The organism is Pseudovibrio sp. JE062 (assembly GCF_000156235.1).
Classification (GTDB): domain Bacteria; phylum Pseudomonadota; class Alphaproteobacteria; order Rhizobiales; family Stappiaceae; genus Pseudovibrio.
This window is the reverse complement of record NZ_DS996813.1, coordinates 90,064-115,332: the sequence shown is the minus strand read 5'-3', so window position 1 is coordinate 115,332 and position 25,269 is coordinate 90,064. Positions and strand designations below refer to the sequence as shown.

General features: G+C 52.9%; 18 protein-coding genes and 2 tRNA genes. 11 read left to right on the top strand and 9 right to left on the bottom strand.

Translation table 11 applies throughout. The annotated features are described in order from the left end of the window. Positions 1-312: 312 nt before the first annotated feature. From PJE062_RS21065 to PJE062_RS21055, 3 genes are read right to left on the bottom strand one after another with little or no spacing between them, the layout of a single operon-like run. The gene (locus PJE062_RS21065; RefSeq protein WP_008551776.1) at positions 313-3,789 is read right to left on the bottom strand and encodes an efflux RND transporter permease subunit; all 3,477 of its coding nucleotides are present in this window, start codon (positions 3,787-3,789) and stop codon (positions 313-315) included. Beyond that, positions 3,786-4,889, bottom strand: a complete 1,104-nt coding sequence (locus PJE062_RS21060) for an efflux RND transporter periplasmic adaptor subunit (RefSeq protein ID WP_008551849.1) — start codon at positions 4,887-4,889, stop codon at positions 3,786-3,788. The genes PJE062_RS21065 and PJE062_RS21060 overlap by 4 nt, the downstream gene beginning before the upstream one ends. A gap of 25 nt (positions 4,890-4,914) precedes the next feature. Then, a complete protein-coding gene (locus PJE062_RS21055) occupies positions 4,915-5,463 on the bottom strand; it encodes a PadR family transcriptional regulator (RefSeq protein ID WP_037037887.1) in 549 nt (182 codons plus the stop codon). 420 nt (positions 5,464-5,883) lie between these two features. On the opposite strand from PJE062_RS21055, the gene puuE reads away from it, so the two are divergent. The 4 genes from puuE (at position 5,884) to PJE062_RS21035 (ending at position 12,714) form a co-directional block, all read left to right on the top strand. After that, entirely contained in the window at positions 5,884-6,789 is a 906-nt protein-coding gene (puuE, locus tag PJE062_RS21050; RefSeq protein WP_008552039.1) for an allantoinase PuuE, read from the top strand. A gap of 368 nt (positions 6,790-7,157) precedes the next feature. Then, complete coding sequence (locus tag PJE062_RS21045) at positions 7,158-7,838, top strand: L,D-transpeptidase (protein WP_008552008.1); 681 nt, start codon at positions 7,158-7,160, stop codon at positions 7,836-7,838. Positions 7,839-8,143: 305 nt separating this feature from the next. Next, a complete protein-coding gene (locus PJE062_RS21040) occupies positions 8,144-9,532 on the top strand; it encodes an efflux RND transporter periplasmic adaptor subunit (RefSeq protein ID WP_008551942.1) in 1,389 nt (462 codons plus the stop codon). 23 nt (positions 9,533-9,555) lie between these two features. After that, on the top strand, positions 9,556-12,714 hold the full coding sequence (locus tag PJE062_RS21035) for an efflux RND transporter permease subunit (RefSeq protein ID WP_008552007.1): 3,159 nt from the start codon (positions 9,556-9,558) through the stop codon (positions 12,712-12,714). A gap of 6 nt (positions 12,715-12,720) precedes the next feature. Here PJE062_RS21035 and PJE062_RS21030 read toward each other — a convergent pair whose 3' ends face one another. Beyond that, a complete protein-coding gene (locus PJE062_RS21030; RefSeq protein ID WP_008551973.1) occupies positions 12,721-13,068 on the bottom strand; it encodes a hypothetical protein in 348 nt (115 codons plus the stop codon). A gap of 247 nt (positions 13,069-13,315) precedes the next feature. Between PJE062_RS21030 and PJE062_RS21025 the strand changes: the two genes are divergently transcribed. After that, complete coding sequence (locus tag PJE062_RS21025) at positions 13,316-13,663, top strand: hypothetical protein (RefSeq protein WP_008552010.1); 348 nt, start codon at positions 13,316-13,318, stop codon at positions 13,661-13,663. A gap of 47 nt (positions 13,664-13,710) precedes the next feature. Here the strand turns inward: PJE062_RS21025 and PJE062_RS21020 are convergent, their stop codons facing one another. After that, positions 13,711-14,667: a nucleoside hydrolase gene (locus PJE062_RS21020; RefSeq protein ID WP_008551809.1), complete on the bottom strand. Its 957-nt coding sequence runs from the start codon at positions 14,665-14,667 to the stop codon at positions 13,711-13,713. 217 nt (positions 14,668-14,884) lie between these two features. Between PJE062_RS21020 and PJE062_RS21015 the strand changes: the two genes are divergently transcribed. Next, positions 14,885-15,916 carry a DUF2817 domain-containing protein gene (locus PJE062_RS21015; protein ID WP_037037883.1) on the top strand — a complete coding sequence of 344 codons (1,032 nt, stop codon included), beginning with the start codon at positions 14,885-14,887 and terminating at the stop codon, positions 15,914-15,916. Here the strand turns inward: PJE062_RS21015 and PJE062_RS21010 are convergent. The 3 genes from PJE062_RS21010 to PJE062_RS21000 form a co-directional block, all read right to left on the bottom strand. Then, complete coding sequence (locus PJE062_RS21010; RefSeq protein ID WP_008552030.1) at positions 15,913-16,644, bottom strand: SDR family NAD(P)-dependent oxidoreductase; 732 nt, start codon at positions 16,642-16,644, stop codon at positions 15,913-15,915. The genes PJE062_RS21015 and PJE062_RS21010 overlap by 4 nt on opposite strands. Before the next feature lie 120 nt (positions 16,645-16,764). Further along, positions 16,765-16,838: transfer RNA gene (locus PJE062_RS21005), tRNA-Gln, on the bottom strand. Positions 16,839-16,888: 50 nt separating this feature from the next. Continuing rightward, positions 16,889-16,962, bottom strand: a tRNA-Gln gene (locus PJE062_RS21000). A gap of 546 nt (positions 16,963-17,508) precedes the next feature. Here PJE062_RS21000 and PJE062_RS20995 point away from each other — a divergent pair. Together PJE062_RS20995 and PJE062_RS20990 are read left to right on the top strand one after the other, a co-directional pair. Beyond that, on the top strand, positions 17,509-18,948 hold the full coding sequence (locus PJE062_RS20995; RefSeq protein WP_008551811.1) for a Ppx/GppA phosphatase family protein: 1,440 nt from the start codon (positions 17,509-17,511) through the stop codon (positions 18,946-18,948). After that, on the top strand, positions 18,945-19,646 hold the full coding sequence (locus tag PJE062_RS20990) for an RlmE family RNA methyltransferase (protein ID WP_008551852.1): 702 nt from the start codon (positions 18,945-18,947) through the stop codon (positions 19,644-19,646). The genes PJE062_RS20995 and PJE062_RS20990 overlap by 4 nt, the downstream gene beginning before the upstream one ends. A gap of 44 nt (positions 19,647-19,690) precedes the next feature. Here the strand turns inward: PJE062_RS20990 and PJE062_RS20985 are convergent, their stop codons facing one another. After that, complete coding sequence (locus tag PJE062_RS20985; protein WP_008551988.1) at positions 19,691-21,091, bottom strand: MFS transporter; 1,401 nt, start codon at positions 21,089-21,091, stop codon at positions 19,691-19,693. 327 nt (positions 21,092-21,418) lie between these two features. On the opposite strand from PJE062_RS20985, the gene guaB reads away from it, so the two are divergent. The 3 genes from guaB to PJE062_RS26600 all read left to right on the top strand — a co-directional run. Further along, positions 21,419-22,921, top strand: coding sequence for an IMP dehydrogenase (gene guaB / locus PJE062_RS20980; RefSeq protein WP_008552052.1), 1,503 nt, complete (start codon positions 21,419-21,421; stop codon positions 22,919-22,921). Between the two features lie 260 nt (positions 22,922-23,181). Beyond that, the gene (locus tag PJE062_RS20975) at positions 23,182-24,216 is read left to right on the top strand and encodes a tyrosine-type recombinase/integrase (RefSeq protein WP_157039282.1); all 1,035 of its coding nucleotides are present in this window, start codon (positions 23,182-23,184) and stop codon (positions 24,214-24,216) included. A gap of 410 nt (positions 24,217-24,626) precedes the next feature. Further along, positions 24,627-25,269 (top strand): hypothetical protein (locus tag PJE062_RS26600; protein WP_037037881.1); only part of this gene is annotated, 643 nt, incomplete at its 3' end.

The window sequence follows — 25,269 nt, the reverse complement described above, 5'->3', positions numbered from 1 at the left end:
CTTGCTGAACGAATGAGATTTATGAAAGGCCGTGGAGCGTTCCGCGGCCTTTTTTATTGACCTCACAACATCGCCCGCAAACATTCTCCCAGCTCCCAGCTCCCAGCTCCCAGCTCCCAGCTCCCAGCTCCCAGCTCCCAGCTCCCAGCTCCCAGCTCCCAGCTCCCAGCTCCCAGCTCCCAGCTCCCAGCTCCCAGCTCCCAGCTCCCAGCTCCCAGCTCCCAGCTCCCAGCTCCCAGCCACGCTCTTAGAATGCAGGCAACAAAAAAGGCTGCCGAAGCAGCCTCTTTCATACTCGTATCTGAGCCAGCTTTATTCAGCAGCCTCTGGAACGCGTTTGACCTCTTCAGCCTCGTCTCCGAAGCTCGGTTCTTTAGTTCCCACATTGCCATTGGCAAAGGCATACTGATCCGCAGGCATTTTGCCCTGACGACGGCTGGAGAACCGCGTCACGCCATTCTTCATGTGCATCGGCATCACCAGAGCAATCGGGATCACCACCAGTGTCAGCAGCGTAGAGAACGCCAGACCGGAGATCACAGCTGTTGAGAGCTGTACCCACCAGCTGGCCGTTACGCTGCCAAAAGTGGTGACCTGATTAGCAAAGTCGAAGCTGATCTGCGTTGCCATCGGAATGAGACCCGCAATCGTTGTGATCGTGGTCAGCATCACCGGACGGATACGCTGTGCACTGGTGCGCAGCGCTGCATCTACCGGGCTCTGTCCATCTTCACGGAAGCGATTGTAGGTATCAATCAGCACGATCGCGTTGTTCACCACAATACCAGCCAGCGCCACGATACCGGTTCCGGTCATGATGATCGAGAACTTCTGCCCGGTCACCAGCATGCCCAGCAGCACCCCAAACACACTCATCACAACGGTCGAGAGTGTCAGGAAGCTTTGGTAGAAGCTGTTGTACTGGGTGAGCAGAATGATGAACATCAGGAAGAGGGCGCCAATCATCGCCTTCATAAGGAAGGCCTGAGATTTGGCTTGCTCTTCGTTCGCACCACGGAACTTGATGAACACACCTTCCGGCCATTGCTGAGTATCAAGCCAGGCCTGAATTTCAGCCTCTTTCTCAGTTATGAGGAAGCGATCCTTATCAACGCCAGCCTTCACGTCCAGCGAGAACATGCCATTACGGCGTGTGATGCTGGAAACCTTCTGCTTTGGTGTACGTTCCACAAAGTTGGACAGAGGGATCTGGCCCAAAGAGGTGCGCAGGCGCAGCTCATCAAACTTGTCGAGCGTACGTTCCTCCACTGGCAAGCGAACGCGAATGTCCACTTCATCTTCAGAGTCAGATGGACGATAATCACCAATCAGAACACCGTTGGTCACCAGCTGAACCATAGCCCCCACGGCAGCGATATCCGCTTTATAGCGGGCCGCTTTCTCGCGGTTGATGGTTAGCTCCCAATCGATACCCGGTAGCGGACGGCTGTCTTCCTGATCGCGCAGTCCATCGATGGTGTCGATGTGGTTGCGAACACGATCAGCAGCAGCAACAGCAGCTTCGTAGTTGTTTGAGCTGATCTGCAGCTGAATGTCTTTACCAGTTGGAGGACCACCTTCAACCTGACGGGATTCAACCTTGATGCCCGGAATCTGGGTGGTTTTCTCACGAACGCTGTTGAAGATCTCCTGCGCAGAACGACGGCAGCAGAAATCTGCAAACTCAATATCGATGGAACCAATCAGATCCGCAGGGGCATTGTTGCCGCTCCCGCCACGTACTCCAACAGGGAAGGCACGGGTCACAACGTTCTCAATGCCTGGCTCAGCCAGAATGACGTTATCAACCTGACGAACAAGCTCCAACGCTTCCAGCGCTGACATGTTACCGCGTGCTGTCACATAGAACTTACCTTGCTCTGGTTCTTCATCCACGAAGAACTCAGTCCCGGCATTGTTGCCCATAAAGGTAATAAAGATACCTGCACAAAGAGCCAGCATGGCAACAATAGCCATCATACCAGCCCACCATCTGCGAACCAGAAACTCCAGAACAGCAATGTAAGCGCGGGTGATACCGCGCAGCTTGGAGGTGTCGAACGGACCGTGCCCGGAGAACACTTTCGCTGCTGCCAACTCTTCGGTCTTACGACGCTCAACACGAGCGCGCGAGTAGTTGAGGATTGGCTTGAACATCTTCATCAATGGCAGGTAAGCAATCGCAAGGACTGCTGCACCAAGCAATTTTGAAGCTGACCCAAGCACCGCAACAACAGGTGTGAGGCTGGAAACCACAACAGCAAGCGCCATCGCTATAATAAGAGCCAGAAGATGCTCACCATACTTGCTCATGAAGGCAAACACGGAAGCCAGAATACCACCGGTCACCGGCAGGAACACCATAGCTGTCAACAAAGAGCCGGACAGAACGATGATCACCATGATCGGCAGATAGCTCATGAACTCGCCCGGAACGCCCGGCCACAGCAGCATCGGTAGGAAGGCTGCCAGTGTTGTTGCAGTGGAAGAGACAATCGGCCAGAACATCAGCTTGGCTGCACGGATGTAGGCATCCCGCGGAGGCATACCTTCTGCAGCCTTACGGTCTGCGTATTCCACCATCACGATTGCGCCATCCACCAGCATACCAACGGTCAGCACGAGACCGAACATCACCATGGTGTTCACGGTCATGCCGATGGTTGTCAGTGTCAGGAAGCCGAGCATGAAGCTGGTTGGGATTGCTAGACCAACAAGCACCGCAGAGCGCAAGCCAAGAGCGGCCACCACAACGATCATCACAAGGAAGATCGCGGTCATGATGGAAGATTCAAGGGAGTTGAGAACCTGGAAGATGTTGTCGGACTCATCCAGCATGTAGCTGACAGACACAGTTGGTGGCAGATCTTTTGTGATCTCCTCAACAACAGTGCGCACAGCTGCGTTGTTCTCAATGATGTTCTCACCAATACGCTTCACAACATCCAGAGAGACAGCTGGCTGGCCGTTAACCAGAGTGAACGTGCTTGGATCTTTGAAGGTCCGCTTGATGGTCGCGATATCGCCAAGAGTAACAACACCTTCGCCGGATTGTTTCACTGGCAGCGAATACACATCATCAGCGTCAAGGATCAGGCCCGGCACCTTGATGTTGAAGCGACCTGCGCCACCATCAATGAAGCCCGCTGCGATCAGCTGGTTGTTCAGGCTAAGGGCGTTGATTAGCTCACTCTGGCTGATGGAATAGCTTTCCATCTTCAGCGTATCGATGATCACTTCCAAAAGCTCATCGCGCTGACCAGTCAGCTCAACCTCTTTCACAGACGCAATGGACTCGATCTCGTCTTTCAGACGATCTGCGAGTCGGTAGAGCGTACGGGAAGGGACATCACCGGAAAGGGCGATGGTCATGGTCGGCTGCAGCGCCATGTTGTGTGTGCTGACAGTAGGCTCTTTGGCGTCCTCTGGGATCTTGCTTTTCGCCGTATCCACCTTCTCGCGAACGTCCGTCAGAGCCTTGTCTTTATCGACGCTGATGTCGAACTCCAGCAAGATACCAACGTGCCCTTCAGAGGCGATGGTGGTGATCTCTTTTAGCCCTTCAAGGCCGCGAAGCTCCGTTTCCATCGGCTGACCGATCAGGCGTGTCCCATCTTCAGGAGAGATGCCGGACTGGCTGACAGAAACGTAAAAGAAAGGAACGTCAATATCAGGAGCTGCTTCTTTTGGGATCGCGATGTAGGACATAATGCCTGCGATCACCATGAAGAGCATCATCACAAAAACTGTTTTGGGGCGATGGAGCACCCCTTCCAGCATGGAAATCATTGTGAAACCTCCGCGGTTTCAAAAACAGGATGAACAGTACGGCCTTCTTTCACGAAGTCCTGGCCCACAGTAATTACAGTCACTTTTTCTGGCAGGCCTTTCAGCCATACGCCTTGCGTGTCGCCGCCGATCAGTTCAACAGGGTAGAAAATAACCTTGTTGTCTGCATCAACACCGCGCAGACCAATGTCGCCATTGTCAGCAAGGGTCAGGATGCCGGGAGAAACGAAGTGCGCTTTCTCTTCTGCCAGCTGCAGCTGCGTGCTGGTGGTGACACCATCCTTCAGTTCAAAGTCGGAGTTCGGCAGTTCCACCTCAACGCGGAAGGTACGGGTGTCAGGATCTGCAGAGCTTGCAATGTAGCTCACCTTGCCTTCAACACTCTGGCCGGTCACCAGATTAACAACCGCAGTCTGACCAACCTTCACAGCCTGAATGTTGGATTCAGAAACCGCGCCAATGGCAAGCATTGGATCCGGAGCCATAATTGTTGCGCAGACTTTGCCAACACCAAGCATTGCACCCACTTCAGTCAGCGGTGTTTCAATAATGCCATCAATCGGTGCGCGGATTTCGGTGCGGTCCAACTCCAGCTCAGCTTCCTGCAACTGTGCTTTGGCCGCATCACGTGTTGCCTTCAGCGCGATCACACGGTTCGCCGCAGAAAAGCCCCTGTTGTTCAACTTGCTGGCAGCTTCATAATCAATGTTCGCCTGTGCCAGAGCTGCGTTGGCCTGCAAAACCCGCGCTTCACGTGCACCGCGATCCAATGAACACAACAGATCGCCTTTGCGAGCAAACATACCTTCCGTTGCCGGACGTGTGCGAACCACGCCAGAGGTTTCCGAATGCACCTCTACGCGGGTATCAGCCTGCGTGCGCCCACGCATTTCCAGAAACGGCGTACGTGTCGTCGCTTCCAGGGTTTCCACTTTTACGGCAAACGGTAAAGAGGCTTGGGCTTTCACGCGTTCGGCTGGCGGTGGCGTAGAATTTTCGCCGTTACCCTGACCCATCACAACAGTGGTGCCAGTTGCCATCCAAATACCAATTCCGGCCGTAAGCCCCAATGCCAGAACATGTGAAAATCGAATTGCCATTTTTCTCTCCGCCGGTTCTAGGCGATTATTCAGCTGCTTGAGCGTGGGAGACACGCTCGCTGGCGATGCGCTCAAGCTTGCTTCGGTTCATTTTCAAGTAATCAAGGGAAGCACTCAGTGTGGTAATTCCGTATCCCAGCGTCCAGGCGCTTGCCGGATCTTCACAAAGCTCAACCTCGTGTTTCATACCCCCGATCTTCAGCTCCAGATGCTCGATGCGACGGTCGATCTCGCGTGAGATGAACTCGCCTCCAACCCATCGGCTATAAAGAGCAAGAAGAAGGAATGGGGATCTGAACAGATCTTCGACAGGGGTCTCGGTCAGCTCTTGCACAAAAGCATCACGCCCTGCCTGCGTAATAGAATAGATTTTTCGGGACGGTTTGCCTGAGGAAGTTTCTTCGCGCCACGTCACAAGCCCTTCCTGTTCCATTTTGGCAAGTGACGGATAAATCGACCCGTAACTGGCTTCAATGAAATGGCTGAAATGACCTTCTTGCGCAGTCTTGCGAATTTCATATCCGGTCGCGTCTCCGCTGGACAATATGGCAAGACAAAATTTTCGTGTGCTCATTCCCCACCACATGGCACTGAGTGTTGAAAACAGAGCCCATATAACAATGAGCTCGAATAAACTACTGAACTTAAAAGACTTAATTTCGACTAGAGCAAAAGTCTGATCACGTTCGATATATATCGATTAGATATATGTGAAACTTTTCTACTTAATGCTCTGAACACTGTCAAATGTAGAAATGTAACAGGGTGTCCCACTCTTGCTACATAGGGTTCAGATTGGTCACGTGCTCAAAAATTCAATGGGTCTCTCTCATTTTTAATAAATAATCTGCAAAAGAATGTGTTTGCCATCACAGGTTGTTTCAATTTTCTTCGCTTACGAAGCAGTTGTGCATTGGATTTCTGCACGAACCTACTTGTCTTGTCTTGCTGTTTTGAGGTGAAGTGTCTCCGGTCAACTTCAAAAAGGTACTTCATGATGGATTATGCACGCGATATGATTGGGTATGGTCGAAACACACCGGATCCCAAATGGCCAGGCAATGCGAAGGTCGCGGTACAGTTCGTCATCAATTATGAAGAAGGCGGCGAAAACAACATCCTTCATGGAGATGCCGGATCCGAAGCATTCCTTTCTGAAATTGTCGGCGCAGCATCATGGTTGAACCAGCGCCATATGAACATGGAGTCTATCTACGAGTATGGCTCCCGCGCTGGATTCTGGCGTTTGTGGCGTTTGTTCCAGAAACATAAGCTTCCGGTCACCTGTTACGGCGTCGCAACCGCCTTGGAACGCAATCCCGGCGCGGTTGAGGCAATGAAGGAAGCAGACTGGGAAATCGCCTCCCACGGTCTCAAGTGGATCGAGTACAAGGATTTCTCTGCCGAAGACGAACGCTGGCACATTGAGCAGGCGATCAAAATCCATGAGGACACCACCGGCGAGCGCCCCTACGGCTGGTACACTGGTCGCACCTCGGTCAACACACTGCCGCTGATCATGGAAGAAGGCGGCTTCCTGTACAGTTCAGACAGCTACGCAGATGATCTTCCATATTGGGTGGAGGGTCCAAAAGGTCCGCATCTGATCATTCCGTACACGCTGGATGCCAATGACATGCGCTTTGCAACACCGCAGGGCTTTAACAGCGGTGACCAATTCTTTACCTACCTGAAAGATAGCTTCGACACGCTCTACGCCGAAGGGGAGGATGGAGCGCCCAAAATGATGAACGTCGGCCTCCATTGCCGTTTGGCTGGACGCCCTGGCCGAACTGCTGCTCTGGCCCGCTTTCTGGATTACATCTCCACCAAACAAGACGTCTGGGTGCCGCGCCGCATCGATATTGCACGCCACTGGCACGAGCACCACAAACCGTAAGCTCTTCAAAAGCTAAGGTAATTGCCTTCCTTACTATGGGTGAGGGAGGTTGCCTCGCCATCTGTAGAAAAGCCATTTTGTTCTTGAACTGGCCGCAATGCAGCCATTTGCAGGCCAGACACACCCTATATTGCCTTGTTGGTCGCACCCTTTGAATCCACATAGTGAATAATGCATAGGTTCAAATTGTCGTGACCATCTGTCTTCCTCAATTAGTTATTGATAGAGACAAGTTAGAAACGCAAATCGGCTGTGCGGTATGCCTATTGCATCATCCTCGGCAATCTAACTTAAGGAACAATAATAGGGTGACCATGAGCTTTTTAAGTGCAACGGCCGAGAAGGCGAGGCATTCAAGCAAAAGAAGTTTGTCCCGGCGTGGTTTTGTCCTCGGAACAGCAGCTCTGGCGTTGGCTGGCTGTCAGACCACAAGTGCACCAAAACGTAAGACGGTCGCTGATCTTCGTCAGGACCCATACTACAAGGCTGTTTACGGCCCGATGCCGGAAGAAAAATTCCCCGTCCCGGCAGTGAACCTCAATGAAATTCCTGATGGCAAATATCTCCGTCAGGTCGTCAACTACACCGGACCTGAAGCGGGCGGCACCATCGTCGTCGACCCATCCAACCGCTTCCTGTATCTGGTACGTGGTGACGGCACAGCGATGCGCTATGGCGTTGGCGTAGGCCGCGCAGGTTTTGGTTGGAACGGCGATGCTGTGATCCAGTACAAGCGCCAGTGGCCGAAATGGACACCGCCTGCAGAGATGATTGCACGTCAGCCAGAGCTGGAAGAGTTCCGCTATGGTATGGCACCGGGTATTGAAAACCCACTGGGCGCCCGTGCGCTCTACCTGTTCCAGAACGGTAAGGACACTTTGTACCGCCTGCATGGCACCAACGAGCATTGGTCAATCGGCAAAAACGTGTCCAGTGGCTGTATCCGTCTGCTCAATCAGGATGTGATCGACCTTTACAATCGCGTACCAAACGGATCACGCGTTGTGGTTCGTCCGGCCAGCAATCCGGTGGAACCGCTGAGCGTCTGATTAAAAACATCATCGCGAAAAAGACTGAAAGGCCTGATATTCCCATCAGGCCTTTTGTGTATCTGCCTTTGGAAAACGCGAGGGAAGGTTGAGGAAAGTGTAACGAACTGTAGCAAAACGCCGGTTCAGACAATGTCATTACGTTTTTACAAGCATCAAAATGCACATGTCTCACAAAAGCAATGTAAAACACTCTCAACTAATATGTTCTTTCAAGCATACTTGTTTCGCCAAGAGGCTCCCCATTGATCCAGTGAGCCTGCATAGCCGTAAGTACTGCGAATTCTTGTAGGAGTTGGGTGTATATGTCCCGTTCTAGGCAGGCTGTAAAAGTTGGTCTGATCGCCATCTCAATTGGCGTTGCAGGATTGTATATCGGCAAACCGGCGCTGTTTTCAAAGCCGGTTCCATTTCTCTCCTCCATTGGACTAACGCTCTGGCCTGCGGAAACCTCCGAAGTTGCCGTGCAGGGTTCTGGCAATAAGCAGCAAGGCAAGAAAGGTGGCGGGAAACGTGGATTTGGTGGTGGCGGCAATCAGGAAATTCTCGCCCGTGCCCGCAATGTAACCACCGGTGTCACCGACACATTTGTCCGCGCCATCGGCACAGGTCGTGCAGCCAAGATGACGGACCTTTACCCGGAAGCCTCTGGCCGCATTCAGGAACTTCCATTCAAAGCAGGCACACGGGTTTCCAAAGGAGACATCGTCCTGCGCTTGGATGATGCCGAAGAGAAACTGGCCGTCAACAGAGCTAAACTGGCGCTGAAGGATGCGGAGGAGCAGGTCGAGCGCTACGAAAAGCTCATGACCTCTCAGACCATCTCCACCGTTCAGATGCAGAATGCTCTGCTAGCAACTAATCAGGCACGGCTTGATCTGGACAAAGCCAGCATCGATCTGGATCGCAGACTGGTGAAAGCGCCTTTTGATGGTGTGCTTGGCATCATGGATGTCGAGATCGGGGATTACGTCACCCAGTCCTCACGGATCACAGGCCTTGATGACCGCTCCAGCATTCTGGTGGAGTTTGTGGTCCCAGAGCGTTTCGCGAACAAAGTGCAGCGAGGCGACAAAGTGGAACTGCGCACTGAAGCCATGCCGGGCCGCATCTTCAGCGGCGAGCTCACCGCCATGGAAAACCGCGTCAACTCAGAATCCCGCACACTGAAAGTACAAGCCACCGTCGACAATCCGGATGACCTGCTGCGCTCCGGTATCGCCTTTGATGCGCGGGTGCAGCTTGAGGGTGACGAATGGCCGTCTGTCCCATCAATCGCCCTGAAATGGGATCGCTCCGGCCCGCATATCTGGCTGGCTGAGGGCGGGGAGGCTCTTCGCACCGATGTGATCGTTATCGAGCGCAGTGCCGATCGCGTACTGATCGAAGGCAAGGTTGAGCCGGGTGATATTGTCATCACAGAAAGCGTTCGCGACCTGAGGCCGGGCACCAAAGTGCAGCTGAGCCCTGAACCAGGCTTCACCCTCACACAGCCGGAAGGTAGCAAAGCCCCGCTTGTGAGTGAAACCCAAACCTCTGAGGGCAAGGCTGAAGGAGAGCGCAAAGGCAAAGGCCGCGGTAAAGGCAAAAACAAGCCTGCGGATGCTGAGCAAACCCAGCAGGGAGAGCCTGTTAAAAGTTCTGGCTCCCGCTCCGGTGCATCCCGCGATGATGCCAACCAATCCAGCTCCTGATTGACGGACCCCAAGGTGTTTCTATGACCACTGACAAAAACTCCAAACGGGAAAGTCATCTGAGCGGATTGTATGCCCTGTGCGTACGTCGTCCGGTATTGGCGATTACCCTGAACCTCCTCATCATCGTTGCAGGCATTGCAGCTCTTCTTGGCGTTGAAGTGCGCGAGATGCCCAACGTAGACCGGCCTGTTGTAACCGTAACAACCACATATTCCGGTGCTCCACCAGAAGTCACGGACGCTGAAATCACCAGTGTTCTGGAAAAAGCAATCGCCCGAACAGCTGGCATTGAATCTGTCTCCTCCTCCTCAAAGTATGGCCGCAGCCGGATTACAGTTGAGTTCAACGATGGCGTAGACGTCAGTGAAGCTGCCAACGATATCCGCGATGCCGTCAGCGGTGCAGGGCGTAACCTGCCTGAAGACGCTGATACACCCGTGGTGGTGAAAGCTGATGCTGACGCTGATCCGGTCATGCGCCTCGTGGTGACATCCGATGAGATGCGCATCGAGGAACTCAGTAAGTTTGTCGATGACGAGATCATCGACCGCATTACCTCCGTGCCCGGAGTGGCAAGTGTTGATGTTTATGGCTCTCAGACTCCGGTCTTCAAGGTCGCAATTGATGTGCAGGCCATGTCATCCAGAGGTCTGACGCCAGATAATCTGCGCAGCGTTCTGCAGGAACTGGCTTTGGATACCTCTGGCGGCTCTTTGGAGACAGGCGATCAGGAACTCTTTGTTCGCGCCAACTCTGATGTGAAGACCGCCGAACAGATCGGTATGGTCAAGCTGAATGACACGACGCGTATTCGCGATATTGCATTTGTAAGCTACGGTCCGGAAAGAGCATCTTCTGGTGCGTTCTACAATGGTAAGCGTGCTGTCGGCATGGGCATTATCCGCTCGGCCAACTCCAACACCATCGACATTTCCAATGATGTCCGTGCTGAAGTTGCCCGGATGCAGGAACAGCTGCCTAAGGATGTGGAAGTCAACATCAGCAGTGATGATGCCACCTTCATTGGCGGTGCAATCAAAGAAGTAGTGTTCTCACTTTTCCTCTCCACCAGCATCGTCGTGGGTGTGATGTTGCTGTTCCTTGGCTCAATCCGCGTCACACTCATCCCAGCCGTCACTGTACCTGTAGCCTTGATCGGTGCCTTGGTCGGCATCTGGTTGGCAGGCTTCTCCGCCAACGTTCTCACACTATTGGCTCTGCTCCTGGCAACCGGCATGGTGGTGGATGATGCCATTGTGGTGCTGGAGAACATCTCCAAGCGCGTTCACAAAGGGCAGGGACCACGTGCTGCTGCAATCCTTGGTACGCGTGAGGTCTTCTTCGCGGTGATCACCACAACAGCGACGCTAGCCGCCGTCTTTATCCCGATCTCGTTCTTGCCGGGCAGCGTCGGGAAGCTTTTCTCCGAGTTTGGTTTCGTGCTGGCAATCAGCGTTATGCTGTCCTCCTTCGTTGCGCTGACACTCGCGCCAATGATGGCATCACGCCTGCTGCGCACGAAAAACTATGAGGACACGCACAAGCCCTCTGCCGCATGGAGAGCAATCTCAAGTGTGGGAACTGCCATAGAACGCGGTTACTCCAACGTATTGGACTGGTCTCTGCGCCGACCATTCGTGCTGCTAGGCCTGGCAACCTTGTTCGTCATCCTCGGTGCTTCACAGTTCACATCCCTGCCACGACAGCTGACCCCCTCTGAGGACCGCTCTGTGATCTTCATGATCGCCTCAGCGCCACAAGGCTCCAGCTTGGATTATACAGCCGCTAAAATGCGTGAGCTGGAAATCATTGCTCAGCCTTACGCAGAAAATGGTGAAGCGCGAAGCATCATGAGCCTTGTAGGCATGGGCGGGCAGATCAACCGTGGCTTCCTCATCATGTCCCTGAAGGACTGGGCAGAGCGCGATCGCTCCCAGCAGGAGATCGTCAACGAACTCCAACGCAAAACCTCCAAGATCCCGGGCCTCAAAGTACGTGTGGCTCAGCCCAATACGCTTGGCATCCGCGGAGCCGGGCAGGGCCTTCGTTTCGCAGTGACCGGCACCAACTACGATGAACTGGCTGAAAGTGCCGATGATATCGTTGCTGAAATGCAGGCCCGTTACGGTGACAAGGTCGGCTTTGCATCCGTCTCTTATGAAACGACCCAACCACAGCTGCTAGTCAGCGTGGACAGAGAGCGCGCCAATGATCTTGGCCTCTCATCAGACCGGATTGCCTCCAATCTGCGCATGCTGCTGGATGGGTCTTCCGTCGCGGATCTCTTCGTGGAAGACGACGGCATTCCGATGGTCATGGAAGCAGGCGGCCTGCCACTGCGCTCAACCCGTGACTTGGAAAACATCTTCATCAAGAGCAGAGACGGCACCATGCTGCCCATGTCTTCCATCGTATCCATCGAGGAAGAGGCAGTTGCCCCAAGCCTGACGCGTGAAGAACAACAACGTGCAGTCCCGGTCACCATCGCCATCAATGAAGGCTATGATCTGGCGCAGGCGATTTCAGATATGAAACAGGTCGCGGAAGAAGTTCTGCCCGAGGGAAACAACGTCACACTCTTGAGTGAGGCGGCTGTTCTGGAGAAGACCACCTCTAACGTCTACATGACGTTCCTCTTTGCGATCCTCGTGGTCTTCCTCGTTCTGGCTGCCCAGTTTGAAAGCTTCATGAGCGCCTTTGTGATCCTTTGCACAGTGCCATTCGGAGTGTCTGCTGCGATCATTTCTATTGGTCTCACAGGAGGGTCCATCAACGTCTATTCCCAGATTGGTATTATCCTGTTGGTCGGCCTGATGGCGAAAAATGGTATTCTGATCGTCGAGTTTGCCAACACACTGCGTGAAGAAGGTCGCTCTGTGTTCCAGGCGATCCACGATGCTTGCCTCATCCGCTTCCGTCCGGTTGTGATGACCGTTGTCTCCACCGTGCTAGGCGGAGTGCCGCTCGTCATGGCGTTTGGGGCAGGGGCAGAAGCACGTATCGAGATGGGATGGGTGATCGTCGGTGGGCTGGGCTTTGCAACGCTGTCGACGTTGTTCGTTACACCTGCAGCCTATCTGTTGCTGATGCGCTTCACGAAACCACGCAAGGCCAGTGAAGAGAAACTGCACAGCGAACTGGATGAAGCGCTGGGCACCACAAACACGCCTGCGGAATAGCACCTGTTACGGACAGGCCGAGATGATGACGATACTCGTATTGCCTTCGTCTCGGCACCTCTGTGCAAGGTAGTAGATGTCGAGCCGCAGCGTGACCAGATGTGAGTTTGCACCCGGCTGCGTCGTCTCATTCACCCGGTGCCCGAGGTCTTGAGAGAGCTCCAGCTCAAAGAAAGCCTCACTCTGGGAGAAGTAAGAGAGCAGCAAATCCAGATCCAGAGCCTCATTGCCCGCAGCGTCGACCACGCGGGTTTGGCGCAGCTTATCGCGCCACATGAGCTCGCCGCAATTATCAAGAAACTGCTCGCAGGAGACCAGCTGGTCAAACAATTGATGCACAGTGGAACGAAGCATCTACACCCAATCCAAACCTTCAAATGCAGGTAACAGCGCAAGTATAGCGCACAGATCTGATTTCCCCTCAAAACCAAACAGTAAAATTGAAGGCAAGCGTCACTTTACTGCGTTCTACCTCCCCAACTAGTCCCGGATCACCCCTCAATTGTCACAGAAATGCAATAAAGCGCATTGAGTGCGCTTTGTTTGTGGTATGCTTAAGTTTTCCCTAACGGAATTAAAGGTGCGACCACGGAGAGATACCATGCGCTTACTCAAGCTTTTTCCATTGATGCTTGCGTTTCTTACAGGCCTGTTGCTGCCGGTCTCAGCCAATCAGGCACTGGGCATTGAACAGCTAACAGAAGTGAGCGGCAGGGCTGAAGTGGTCGATAAACGCCATCTTGATATCTACCATACCTACGGCATCGTCAGAGTAGGGCTCATGTGGCCTGCCAAGAACCACTATTCCCTGCGCAGGCAACTGGTGACGGCGGTAAAAGTGAAGTGCTTGATGTTTGGCTCTGAAACCCATGCCAGCTGTGTGGCGATCGATCAGTTTGGCTCCCGCTGGATGCTGGGCAGCGCAGGCCAGATGGCCTTCACTAAATAGGGGGAGGAAAAGCGCCGAACTGCATTAAGCTTCGGCGCTCATCAGATTTATTTATTCTTCGCGAATGTGTCCATCATGATGTCGACGAAGAGCTGTGCGTTCGCATCAAATGCCACCTTGCAGTTCACCGGCTTGCCGCCACGGCGGTTCTTGTCCACGACGGTGCGACCAACGGTGAGTGCGCCTTGTGTTTCAATGTCGACAGGACACTCTTCCAGCGTAATCACCTCAGGCTGAATGAGGTGAGCAATACAAAGCGCGTCATGTACGGGAGCGCTGTGCTCCACATCCATCTTCTGGATCTTGTCGTGAATGCCAATGCGGTGACCTGTGCAAGCGGCCATTGCTTTACCGGCTGGCGTGCCCAGCTCATCAAACTGACGGCACTGTGTTGCAGTCACCAATGCTTTGTGGGTCGCATCCAGCGGCACCATGGTCAGCTTTTCAAAGCCAGCATTGAACACAGCATAAGCCGCTTCAGGATCCGCCCAGATGTTGAATTCAGCAGCAGGGGTTACGTTCCCCACATCGTGACCACCACCCATGATCACAACTTCAGGAATAAGGTCCACCAGCTTAGGTTCTGCAGCCAGTGCAGCCGCAATGTTTGTCAGCGGAGCAACCGGAACCAGCGTGATTGGATCAGTCGCATTGCGGTAGGTCTCCACCAGATACTCAACCGCATGCTGTTCCTGCGCTTTCAGCGCAGTTTCAGGCAGGGGCAGATGCTTGCCGTGGATCTTTTCAGTCAGGTCGTTCTTAGTGCGCGGTACTGGAAAATCATTGCGCACCAGTGGCTTTGGACAGCCTGCATATACCGGGATTTCAGACTTGCCGATGTAGTCGAGCACGCGCAGGGAATTATCTGTGCAATAATGCAGCTCAGCGTTGCCGTTGACGGTGGTAACGCCAATCAGATCAAGATCTTCATGCAATGCAGCCAGCATAATGGCAACGGCATCATCCGTGCCGGTGTCCACATCTAGTATCAGTTTTCTTTTCATTATTCGCTCCCGGAAAGCTGATCGCTGCTAACGCCATGGGTGCGCAGCGGCAGCCTTATATGCAGATGCATCATCGCGGATGATTGGGTACATGCGTGTGATGCATGAAAAAAAGAGATAAGAAACAAGAGACTAGATTATTCTGGCAAGGTCAATTACCTGTGTAATGGAACTGACGATATATCACAGCTTCATCCCATTATTTGACGAGTAAAGCATGCCTGCAAATCCCATTTTCTCCGACGACTATTTCGAAGCTCAAGAGCGTTTCATCGACTTGTCCCAGCGCCTCGGGTTCGAAATGGAAGTGATCCCGCATCCCACCTTCAATAGCGAAGAAGGGCCTGTGCAGATGACTGTCGCAGTGCAGGGTGGGCAGGAATGTGAGCATGTTGTCTTCATTACATCCGGCGTACATGGAACCGAACTGACTGCAGGCTCCGGCATCCAATTGGACCTGATGCAGCGCTATCTGGATCAGGTGCCGCCAAACACAAAGGTGGTCTGGGTCCACGCGGTCAATCCGGCAGGCTGCGCGATCTTCACCAGAACTGACGAGAACAACGTCGACAACAACCGCAACTCCATCAGCTTCGATGGGGAACTGCCGCAAAATCCGGATTACGAAGAGCTTCACACCGCCATTTGTGCGCCAGACATTACTGGTGAGCCTTGGGCAAAAGCCAATGCTGAAATCAAAGCCTACACAGACAAGAACGGTGCTGGCGCACTCACGCAGAAAGTCCTGAAAGGCCAGTACACAGTGCCTATGGGATTGTTCTACGGAGGTGTTGAGACCTCCTGGTCCACCACAACGCTGAAGCAAGTGATCTCGCGGTATGGACAAGGTGCAAAACGCGCAACGATCATAGATCTGCACACAGGTGTCGGGCCAAGCGGCTTCTGTGAGGTGATGGATCTGAGTTCTAAACCGGGAGAAGAGGTGGAGTGGAGCCTGATCGGTGGCTTCATGTGTGATACTATCGATCTGCTGGATTTGGATGAACCACCCACAAAGCTCATTCTGGAGTTTGGTACCATCCCGTTTGAGCAGGTACTTGATGCCCATCGCCGCGACAACTGGCTGAAACGCAACCGCGATACCGTCGCGCCGGAACTCGCAGCAGAGATCCGGCAGGAGCTCAAAGATGCACTCTTCGTGGATACACCGGAATGGTGTGAAGCGTTGCTAATCCAAAGCCGGGATGTGTTTGAACAGTACGTTCTGAAAGTCGGTGCGGAAGTTTAAGGCAAAATCTCAGTCCCATCATAGGCCAGACATTTGCCTGTTTGGGACTGATCCACTTTGCTGATCACATCCAACAGCATAGCTGCAGACTTGGCAGGGCGCATCATTTGCCCTTCTGGAATGTTGCGCTGAAATGGTTTGGAAAGATCGCTGTTGACTGTTCCCGGATGCACACCGATAACAACTGAGCTTTGATGCGTGCGCTGCATCTCAATCGCGGCGCACCTGATCAGCATATTCAAAGCTGCCTTTGATGCGCGATAAGAGTACCAGCCTCCCAGATAGTTATCGGAGACACTGCCAACACGTGCCGAGATTGCTGCAAAAACTGCCTTTTTATGCTTCGGCAACAATGGCAGGAAATGTTTCATGATCATTGCTGGCAAAATCGTGTTGGAGTGGAGCGTTTCTTCCATGCTAGCGATGGAAAGCGACCGCATAGTTTTCTCTGGTTTGGCTGTGGCGCTGTGAAGCTGCCCTGTCGCCACAAAAATCAAATCAAGCCCACCAACCGCTTTGAGTGCTTCTGCCTTGGCCTGCAGACCTTCCAGATCTTCCAAGGAAAATGCGTGGCTCTCAATCCTGTCGTGTTTGGGAATGCGTTCAGGTGAACGCGCAAAGCAAAAAACTTTGGCCGTGCCGTACCGGTCCAGACATTCCTGCGCAAAAGCAGAGCCAATAGCGCCGCTTGCACCAAACACAGCAACTCGTTTGGGAGAAAAGGGCATGACACATCCTTCGCAGTTTGAAACCGCGGGAAGTGTTCTTGAGCCATGCACAAACGTCAACTAGCGGAAAACAGGAAGAACCGCTGAGTGCGACGGTGAGCATCAATGTAAGGAAGAAAATGGCTGGGGATCCTGGACTCGAACCAGGACCGACGGAGTCAGAGTCCGCTGTTCTACCATTAAACTAATCCCCAGCAGAACAGGAGGGTGGTGTTCCCTGCAATGCAGAAGCTTAAACTGAAATTGGCTGGGGATCCTGGACTCGAACCAGGACCGACGGAGTCAGAGTCCGCTGTTCTACCATTAAACTAATCCCCAGCAATAACAGTAAGTTAGCTACTGCTCGCCGACAAACAGAAGCAAGCTGCTCAATTCGTCGGTGAGAGGGCTTTTAGTGTCCGTACCGTACCTTGTCAACTTGGTTCTGGTGAGTTTTAACAAAATCAGAGGTCTAAGCGGATTTCTGGACCCTCACTTGTGAATAAGGATCTCGCCTCTGCGTGTTTTTGCGCAGCCGCATCTTGCTCGAGGCCACAATAAGGCAGCTGCTTTCCTACACAAGTCGGGCAGTAAGCTCTTGGAGTTTCCTGCAATTTGAGAGAACCCGTTTAAATTTAGGACTGTACCATTCCAATGGGGCGATTGCTGTTTGCCATTAAACTGTTACAATGTTGCCAACTTGAAATGACTTCGGTCCGGATCGCATCCAGATGCCATCAGGACTGCACAAAGGCATAGCACTTGAAAAAAACGGGTGAGCGGTCCTCTTCGGATGGAACGAGAACGCCCGGCGTCCCGGGAAGCTCTAAAAAGGGCAGACGGAAGCAACGCCATAGAAAGCGCCAGTCAGGAGACGCCAAAAGTGTGTCTCCGCAACGCGCTGAAACCGGTCATTCTGCTGTAGCGGCGGAAGAGACTGGCAGTTCTCGTCCTGAAGGCGCCAAGCGGCAGAGGAAGGCACGTCGCGCAAAGCCTAACCGGGCTGAAAGACGTGCGCTCTTAAACCAGAAGCTACATCCGCCCGTTGTCAATATTGATCCGGGCGGCACATCGGTAGAAGTTTTGCCACCTGCTCCTAAAAAGGAGGAGGCCAAAAAGCATGTGCCGACGCCGGGAAGGCAGGATGGAGCTTCCGACAGAAAGTCTCCGCGGTCTTCCCAAGGCTACAAAACCAGAGATAACGATACCAACCGGCGCCGACACCCTGCAGATATGCGGGGCGATGGCACGCATCGTTTCCCAAGCCGTCACAGACATCATGCAGCAGGACCGCAAGAGCTGTATGCCGCGCTTGATCTGGGCACCAACAACTGCCGCTTGCTGATAGCCAGACCTGAACAGCGTGGCTTCCGCGTGATCGATGCCTACTCCAAGATTGTGCGCTTGGGTGAGGGGGTCGGACGAAACCGGAGGCTCTCCGATGACGCCATCTCTCGCGCCATCGAAGCTCTGCAGGTCTGTCAGCAGAAAATCTCTGAACGCGGTGTTCAGCGGGCAAGGCTGATTGCAACGGAAGCCTGCCGTGCGGCTGAAAACGGCGAGGACTTTGTCAGCAGAGCCAAAAAAGAAGCCGGACTGGAGCTGGAAATCGTCAGTCAGGAAACTGAAGCGCGCCTTGCTGTGGCAGGCTGTGTCTCTCTGGTCGATCCTGAAGCTGATGGAGTTCTGCTCTTCGATATCGGTGGTGGTTCCTCAGAGATCGTCTGGTTGGATCTGCGCAACCGCTACGGAGCCAGAGGGTATGCTTTGACCCGCTTCGTCAGAACATGGACTTCCTTGCCTCTTGGCGTGGTCAATCTGGCCGAACGGCACGGCGGCGTGCATGTAACGCCAGAGGTTTTTGAGGCCATGGTTGGTGATGTCTCAGAAAGATTGCAGAATTTCCCTCTTGGCAATGAACTCTCCCGTGCTATAGAGCGCGGCAACGTCCATATGCTGGGAACATCCGGGACGGTGACCACACTGGCAGGGGTTCATTTGGGCCTTAAGCGCTATGATCGCCGCCGCGTCGATGGAGCATGGATGGAACAGGAAGATGTTTCAGCCATGATTAACCAGCTTTTGAATATGTCCTATCAGGAACGGGTGGAAAATCCTTGTATTGGTGAGGACAGAGCCGATTTGGTGCTAGCAGGCTGTGCGATTTTGGAAGGAATACGCCGCAGGTGGCCGTGTCAGCGTTTACGTGTCGCTGACAGAGGACTGCGTGAAGGTATTCTGATGGAGATGATGGCGGCAGACAAAGTCTGGAGCAACTCCAACCATAAGCGCCGGCGCACACCTAGAAAGGAATATAACAGATGACCCGCAACTCAAGTGGTCGTGGATCAGGTGATCGTGGCATGTTTCAGCGCGTGAAAACCGCGCGTAAACGGTCCAATTCCTCTACACTCTGGCTACAGCGCCAGCTGAACGATCCATATGTCCGCCGCGCGAAGGTAGATGGCTACCGCTCCCGCGCAGCGTACAAGCTGATTGAGATCAATGAAAAGCACGAGATCCTGAAGCCAGGCATGCGCGTGGTGGATTTGGGTTGTGCACCGGGCGGCTGGTCTCAGTTGACCGCACCAATCGTTGGTTCCACAGATGATGATCCGCTGGTTGTTGGTATCGACTATCTTGAAGTTGAGCCAATTCCTGGCGTGGTGATCCTGCAGAAAGACTTTCTGGACGATGATGCACCGGACGAGCTGATGAAGGCGCTGGGTGGCCATCGTCCTGATCTGGTCATGTCCGATATGGCAGCTCCTACCACAGGCCACCGTCAGACAGACCACCTGCGCACAACATACCTGTTCGAGATCGCAATTGATTTTGCACGTCAGAACCTGAATGAAGGCGGCACGTTCCTCTCCAAGGTGTTTGCTGGCGGAGCAGAAGCAAGCTTGCTTCAGGACTTGAAAAAGGAGTTCAAGTCCGTGGTGCACATCAAGCCACCAGCAAGCCGCAAGGGCAGTCCGGAGATGTTCATTCTCGCTCGTGGCTACAGAGGCAAAAAGTAATCATCAAAAGGCTGGTCTTGACCGGCCTTTTTGCTGCGTGCGGTCTAGTGGTGCAAGTGTGCCTGCTCATCCACTTTGTTTTTGCCAAGGTTCACCGGCAGGAACCAGAAAAACACAGCAGGCAACAGAGCAAACAATCCGGTGCAAACGGAAAGCCAGATGAAATCTGGCCCGGTCAACATATCTGCTCCCGTCACATTTTGACGAACATGCAGCACCGCCGCTGCAAATCCCACAGCCAGCGATATGGAAAGCTGCTGAACAAGGCCCGCAAAGCTCACGCCTTGATTGACCAGACATCGCGTGAGATCCGCATAGCTCGATGTATTCGCGGACGTGAATACAAGGCTGCGCGTGAAGCCTGTCAGCAGAATAAGCACTGCGACTGCTGCAAGAGACTGTGTGAGCCAGACAAAGCCCACAGCCAGCGTCAAAACGGAAAGCGCAGCAGTGCAGGGCAATAGCACACCTCGAAAGCCGAGTGTCTTGATCAGGCGATGCGCAACGGTTCTGGAAAGCAGGGCGCCCACCGCTGCAGCTCCCATCAAGAGCCCCGTGGTCAAGCTATCAAGCCCCATTGGTATCTGCAAAATAAGCGGCATCACAAACGCAAAGGAAGCCACCCCAATGCGCAGTGGCACTGCAGCAAAGGTTGAGAGGCGATAACTCACATTTGTGAAGAGCTTCGGGTCAACCACGGGATGCGCCGCCCGTTTTGCGTGCCAGATGAAGACCAAGGCGCAAAGAAGACTGGCCGTGAACAAGCTTCCCGGAATAGAGGCCTCGCTCGTTACCTTGGTGAGATTTGCTATGCCCGCAAGCAGGAGAGAGGCGGCGCTGCCAAGCAGAATGAAGCCCGGAAAGTCAAAAGGAATCTTGTTTTTGCGCTTGTAGTCTCGAAAGTAAAAACTGCTCATTGCCCCTACGGCAATGCAAACGGGGACGTTGATGAGAAAGATCCAACGCCAGCTCAGATAATGAACGATCACCCCACCTAGAAACGGACCAAACGCAATCCCGAACGCTGCTGGCGTCACCACCCAGACCATAGCTTGCACAAGGTTCTTCGTACCAGCCATGCGAATAACCGTCAGGCGACCAATCGGCATCAAAAACGCACCGGCAACACCTTGCACGCTGCGGGCAATCAGTAGGTGGGTGAGGTTTGTTGAAAGCGCACACGCAACAGACATGCTCAGGAACAGGATCGTGGCTGCAACGAACAGCCGCTTTGAGCCAAGTCGATCTGCTGTCCAGCCCGAAATGGGAATAAACACCGCCAGTGTCAGTTGATAGAGTGAAATAGTCATATGCAGTGACAGCGGATTGATGTTGAGATCCCGCGCTATGGTCGGGATAGCAGTTCCCAGCACCGTCGCATCCAATTGCACAAGCAACAGCGTCATGCCAACGATCACAGTCGTCATGCGGAGGCGGTGAGGCATGCGTTGGGCTTTCTGGTTTCCAAAGGGTGAGGGGCTTTGTGAAGGCTCTGCACCCTACGCTGGTGATCTGCTGTCAAAAGCTCACCCTAGAGGAACTCAGTCTACCAACAATCATTGGTCCACTGCGTAATTTAATAAAATCAATCGGGTAGGGCGAAAACATGCAATCTGCTTTCTGAAATTGACAAATAACCCCTTTTCAAATCGGAAAAGCCGTGGTAGTGACCCGCGTCAACTTCTCTATCATTTCAGGCAACTCTGCAATCAAATCCACTTGAGCAGGGAGTGGATCAGGGTGGTCTATATCTATCCGAAGGGAACTTGGCGATGCCTACATTTTACGAACCATCTTCAGGTCACGAAGCGCTGACTTTTGATGATGTTCTGCTCCTTCCAGGGCATTCCGAGATCATGCCAGCGCAGGTAGATCTGCACTCGCGTATCTCTCGCAATCTTCATTTGCATTTGCCGATCCTCTCTTCCGCAATGGACACGGTGACCGAAGCACGCCTTGCGATCGCAATGGCACAGGCTGGTGGTCTGGGTATCATTCACAAGAACATGCCTCTTGAGCGTCAGGCTGAAGAAGTCCGTCAGGTGAAGAAGTTCGAAAGCGGCATGGTGGTCAACCCATTGGTGATTGGCCCGGATGCTACGCTGGAAGATGCGCTCAACCTGATGGAAGCCCACAAGATCTCCGGTGTTCCGGTTGTCGAAAACGGTGGCCGTGGTGGTACTTCAACTGGCCGCCTCGTTGGTATCCTCACAAACCGTGACGTACGCTTTGCCTCCAACCCAGAGCAGCTGGTATGCGAGCTGATGACCCGCGACAACCTCGTCACTGTGCGCGATAATGTACGTCAGGATGAAGCCAAGCGCCTTCTGCACCAACACCGCATCGAAAAGCTGCTGGTAGTTGATGAAAACCAGTGCTGCGTTGGCCTCATCACCGTAAAGGACATGGAAAAGGCTCAACTGAACCCGAACGCATCCAAAGACGAGCAGGGACGTCTTCTCGCAGGCGCTGCAACCAGCGTGGGTGAAGAAGGCATGAGCCGCGCAGAAGCGCTTATCGAAGCAAGCGTGGATCTTCTCGTAGTAGACACCGCACACGGCCACTCTCAGGCTGTGATTGATCAGGTCGCAGCAATCAAGAAGCGTTACCCGAATGTGGAGCTGGTTGCCGGTAACGTGGCTACACCAGCTGCAACAAAAGCACTGATTGATGCGGGTGCAGATGCGGTGAAAGTGGGCATCGGCCCAGGTTCCATCTGTACAACCCGTATCGTCGCTGGCGTCGGTGTGCCTCAGCTTACCGCGATCCTCGACTGTGCTGCAGAAGCAGCCAAAGCAGACGTGCCGATCATCGCAGACGGCGGCATCAAGTTCTCAGGCGACATGGCCAAGGCATTTGCAGCAGGTGCTGGCTCCTGCATGGTTGGTTCTCTTCTGGCTGGTACCGAAGAAAGCCCGGGCGAAGTCTACTTGCATCAGGGCCGTTCCTACAAAGCATACCGCGGCATGGGCTCCGTCGGCGCAATGGCGCGCGGTTCCGCAGATCGCTACTTCCAGGCAGAAGTTTCCGACAAGCTCAAACTGGTTCCGGAGGGCATTGAGGGACAGGTACCATACAAGGGCCCGCTCTCATCCGTCCTGCACCAGCTCGCAGGCGGTGTTCGCGCCTCCATGGGCTACGTCGGCGCACCAAACCTCCCAGAGTACAAAGAACGCGCCACCTTCGTCCGCATCTCCGGCGCTTCCCTCCGAGAAAGCCACGCCCATGATGTGACGATTACCAGAGAGTCACCTAATTATCCCGGCGCTGTTTGATGACTTTTTGCTGAGTTATCTCTTCTTTTAAAATCAATGGCTTGCGGTTATTTCGTGTTATATCGAAATACCGCAAGTTTTATAGCTAGTGTGACTAGTATGTGATTTATTTTTCGTGTTCATATAGTGGGGTGTCATTTTTGTGATTTAAGCCATCTCCATGGCAACCCGTCTCACTAACTCTTATCTCAAGAATTTTCAGTGCGAAGGCAAGCGGGTTCGGCTCTCTGACACCGTTGAACAAGGGCTGCTCGTATCTGTTGGCGCCGCGAAAAAAAAACTTCTCAGTGTACGTAAAGGTCGCGGGTCAGCGCCTTCATGAAACGCTGGGATACTTCCCTGAACTCAGTGTGGATGAAGCGCGTGAGAAGGCGCGTAAAATGAAGAAGTCCATGCGTGATGGTCTGGTACACATCGAAACACTGGATGAGCTTGCTCAGATCTACTTCAAGCGTAGAGAGGGTGAGGTCTCAGAAAACACTCTGAAGAAGTACAAGGCTGATTGGAAAAACAAGTTCCAAGACTGGCACAAAATCAATCCTGCGGCTCTGACGGTGGATAGATGTCGGGTAAAGTTTGGAATGCTTACTGAGAAGCATGGGCCGATCGCGGCAAACTCGGCTGCGATAACAAGCCAGGTCATTATCAATCGGTCAATCTCGCAAGGACTCCTCCCTCTCTCTTATGCCAACCCTTGGCTCCACGTAGCGCGAAACCCGCGTAAGCCGCGCACGAGGTTTATGAGTTCAGAAGAGCTGAACAGGTATTGGGAAGCGTTGGAAGAAGTACAGGCCGGCGGGCGGCATTGGATCATGGGTGTCCATGCTTTGCGATATCTTCTTATGACGGGGAGAAGAAAGGAAGAGGCGCTCAACCTGCGTTGGGATTATCTTGACCTTGAGTTGGGATCAGTGTCGCAGCCAACGAAGACTGGAGAAAAGACGTTTCGGCTTGCTCAAGAGGTAGTGGATCATTTGGATAGTGTTCCCAGAGTGAAAGGCTGCGACTATGTTTTTGCTTCTTTTGGTAAGGGGAACACGGCAGTAAATGAGCACACTCTCTACGGCGTGCATAGTGATGTGTGCAAGAGGGCCGATATATCTGACTTACAAGTCCATGATTTGCGCCAGACTGAAGGGTCACATCTGCGTTTGAGTGGGGTTGATCTGGCTGATATCGCAGACATTCTTGGGCATGCTGATCTAACTACAACGCGAAGACATTATGCGCATCTTGATAGCGCGCGTCTTAGAGACAAGGCAGAGATCGTGGCGGCATTGATGCGGAAAAAGTAAAGCAGGCGAGAGGCCTGCTTTGTGTTCGGACTTGTTGATTTAAACTAGATTCCGACTCTGATTGTGATGCCTGGCCCCAATAAGAAAGTACTGGGGCCATTGCTTGGTTAGGGAAGATGGGCGGGATCAAATTAAAGTGTCATTCGAAAACTCTAACAAGGCTGAGTATTTTAAGCATGTTGAAGGGTAAGGGCAACAACTAAACCGTCACGAAAATGGTTTTGATAAAACTAATGCCTATCATGCTGTTGGAGGAATTTCAGGAACGGATCATCACTTGATAGTTTAGAGGTGAATTCTTCTAGGTGCTGGAAGGTATAATATTTAAATTCCGTAGAGTAATATTTATTTGACAGAATCATCTTCTTTTCCGACCGTATGTGTGTTTGAAAAACTACTGAGGGTGTACAATGTCAACTGAGATTAAGCCGTTAAGTGTCGCGGACCAAGCGCCGATCGATGGCTCGGCCTCCATGAAGCTTTGGCTCGAAACTATGAGTAATGACCATGCAGTCAGTTTTGCTATTCCGTGGGTAGCTATCGGTGCTGTTGCTTCAGTTATTGGAGCCTCAGCATCTATCTTAGGCCTTCTCGAAGAGAGAGAGCAAACGGCGTATCTCCGGAATATTTCTAAGAAATTGGATGAAATGCGATCAGATATCAAGGATATCAAGCGAGATGTTGAGAAGATCCTAGAGCTTGTAATGCAGTTTGAGGACTTATTGAACGAGCAAGATCGTCGAAACGCATCTAAGCACCTGATTGCACTTGTTGAATTAGGTGTTGAGAAGCTGCCCGGTTGGCTGAAGGAGATGGATAAAAACGGGAAGCCTAGTCAGGTTTTCTTAAACTTTCACATGGACTTAGAGCTGGCAATCAAGCGCGCGGATGACTTTCCGGAAGACTCGGCTAATGTCTCTCTCGGAATTGCTTTAAATGTTACGATTTTACGGGCACTCGGGCAAACTAAGTTTCATCCGTCCACGCTACGCAACCACATAACCTACCTAAGGAAGTCTTCCGAGAGATTGGATGAAATCGCAAATAATTATA

What these genes read in the sequence shown, in the direction of transcription:
- PJE062_RS21065 (WP_008551776.1), bottom strand. Translation starts at nt 3,789, where the DNA reads ATGATTTCCATGCTGGAAGGGGTGCTCCATCGCCCCAAAACAGTTTTT.
- PJE062_RS21060 (WP_008551849.1), bottom strand. Translation starts at nt 4,889, where the DNA reads ATGGCAATTCGATTTTCACATGTTCTGGCATTGGGGCTTACGGCCGGA.
- PJE062_RS21055 (WP_037037887.1), bottom strand. Translation starts at nt 5,463, where the DNA reads ATGAGCACACGAAAATTTTGTCTTGCCATATTGTCCAGCGGAGACGCG.
- puuE (WP_008552039.1), top strand. Translation starts at nt 5,884, where the DNA reads ATGATGGATTATGCACGCGATATGATTGGGTATGGTCGAAACACACCG.
- PJE062_RS21040 (WP_008551942.1), top strand. Translation starts at nt 8,144, where the DNA reads ATGTCCCGTTCTAGGCAGGCTGTAAAAGTTGGTCTGATCGCCATCTCA.
- PJE062_RS21035 (WP_008552007.1), top strand. Translation starts at nt 9,556, where the DNA reads ATGACCACTGACAAAAACTCCAAACGGGAAAGTCATCTGAGCGGATTG.
- PJE062_RS21030 (WP_008551973.1), bottom strand. Translation starts at nt 13,068, where the DNA reads ATGCTTCGTTCCACTGTGCATCAATTGTTTGACCAGCTGGTCTCCTGC.
- PJE062_RS21025 (WP_008552010.1), top strand. Translation starts at nt 13,316, where the DNA reads ATGCGCTTACTCAAGCTTTTTCCATTGATGCTTGCGTTTCTTACAGGC.
- PJE062_RS21020 (WP_008551809.1), bottom strand. Translation starts at nt 14,667, where the DNA reads ATGAAAAGAAAACTGATACTAGATGTGGACACCGGCACGGATGATGCC.
- PJE062_RS21015 (WP_037037883.1), top strand. Translation starts at nt 14,885, where the DNA reads ATGCCTGCAAATCCCATTTTCTCCGACGACTATTTCGAAGCTCAAGAG.
- PJE062_RS21010 (WP_008552030.1), bottom strand. Translation starts at nt 16,644, where the DNA reads ATGCCCTTTTCTCCCAAACGAGTTGCTGTGTTTGGTGCAAGCGGCGCT.
- PJE062_RS20990 (WP_008551852.1), top strand. Translation starts at nt 18,945, where the DNA reads ATGACCCGCAACTCAAGTGGTCGTGGATCAGGTGATCGTGGCATGTTT.
- PJE062_RS20985 (WP_008551988.1), bottom strand. Translation starts at nt 21,091, where the DNA reads ATGCCTCACCGCCTCCGCATGACGACTGTGATCGTTGGCATGACGCTG.
- guaB (WP_008552052.1), top strand. Translation starts at nt 21,419, where the DNA reads ATGCCTACATTTTACGAACCATCTTCAGGTCACGAAGCGCTGACTTTT.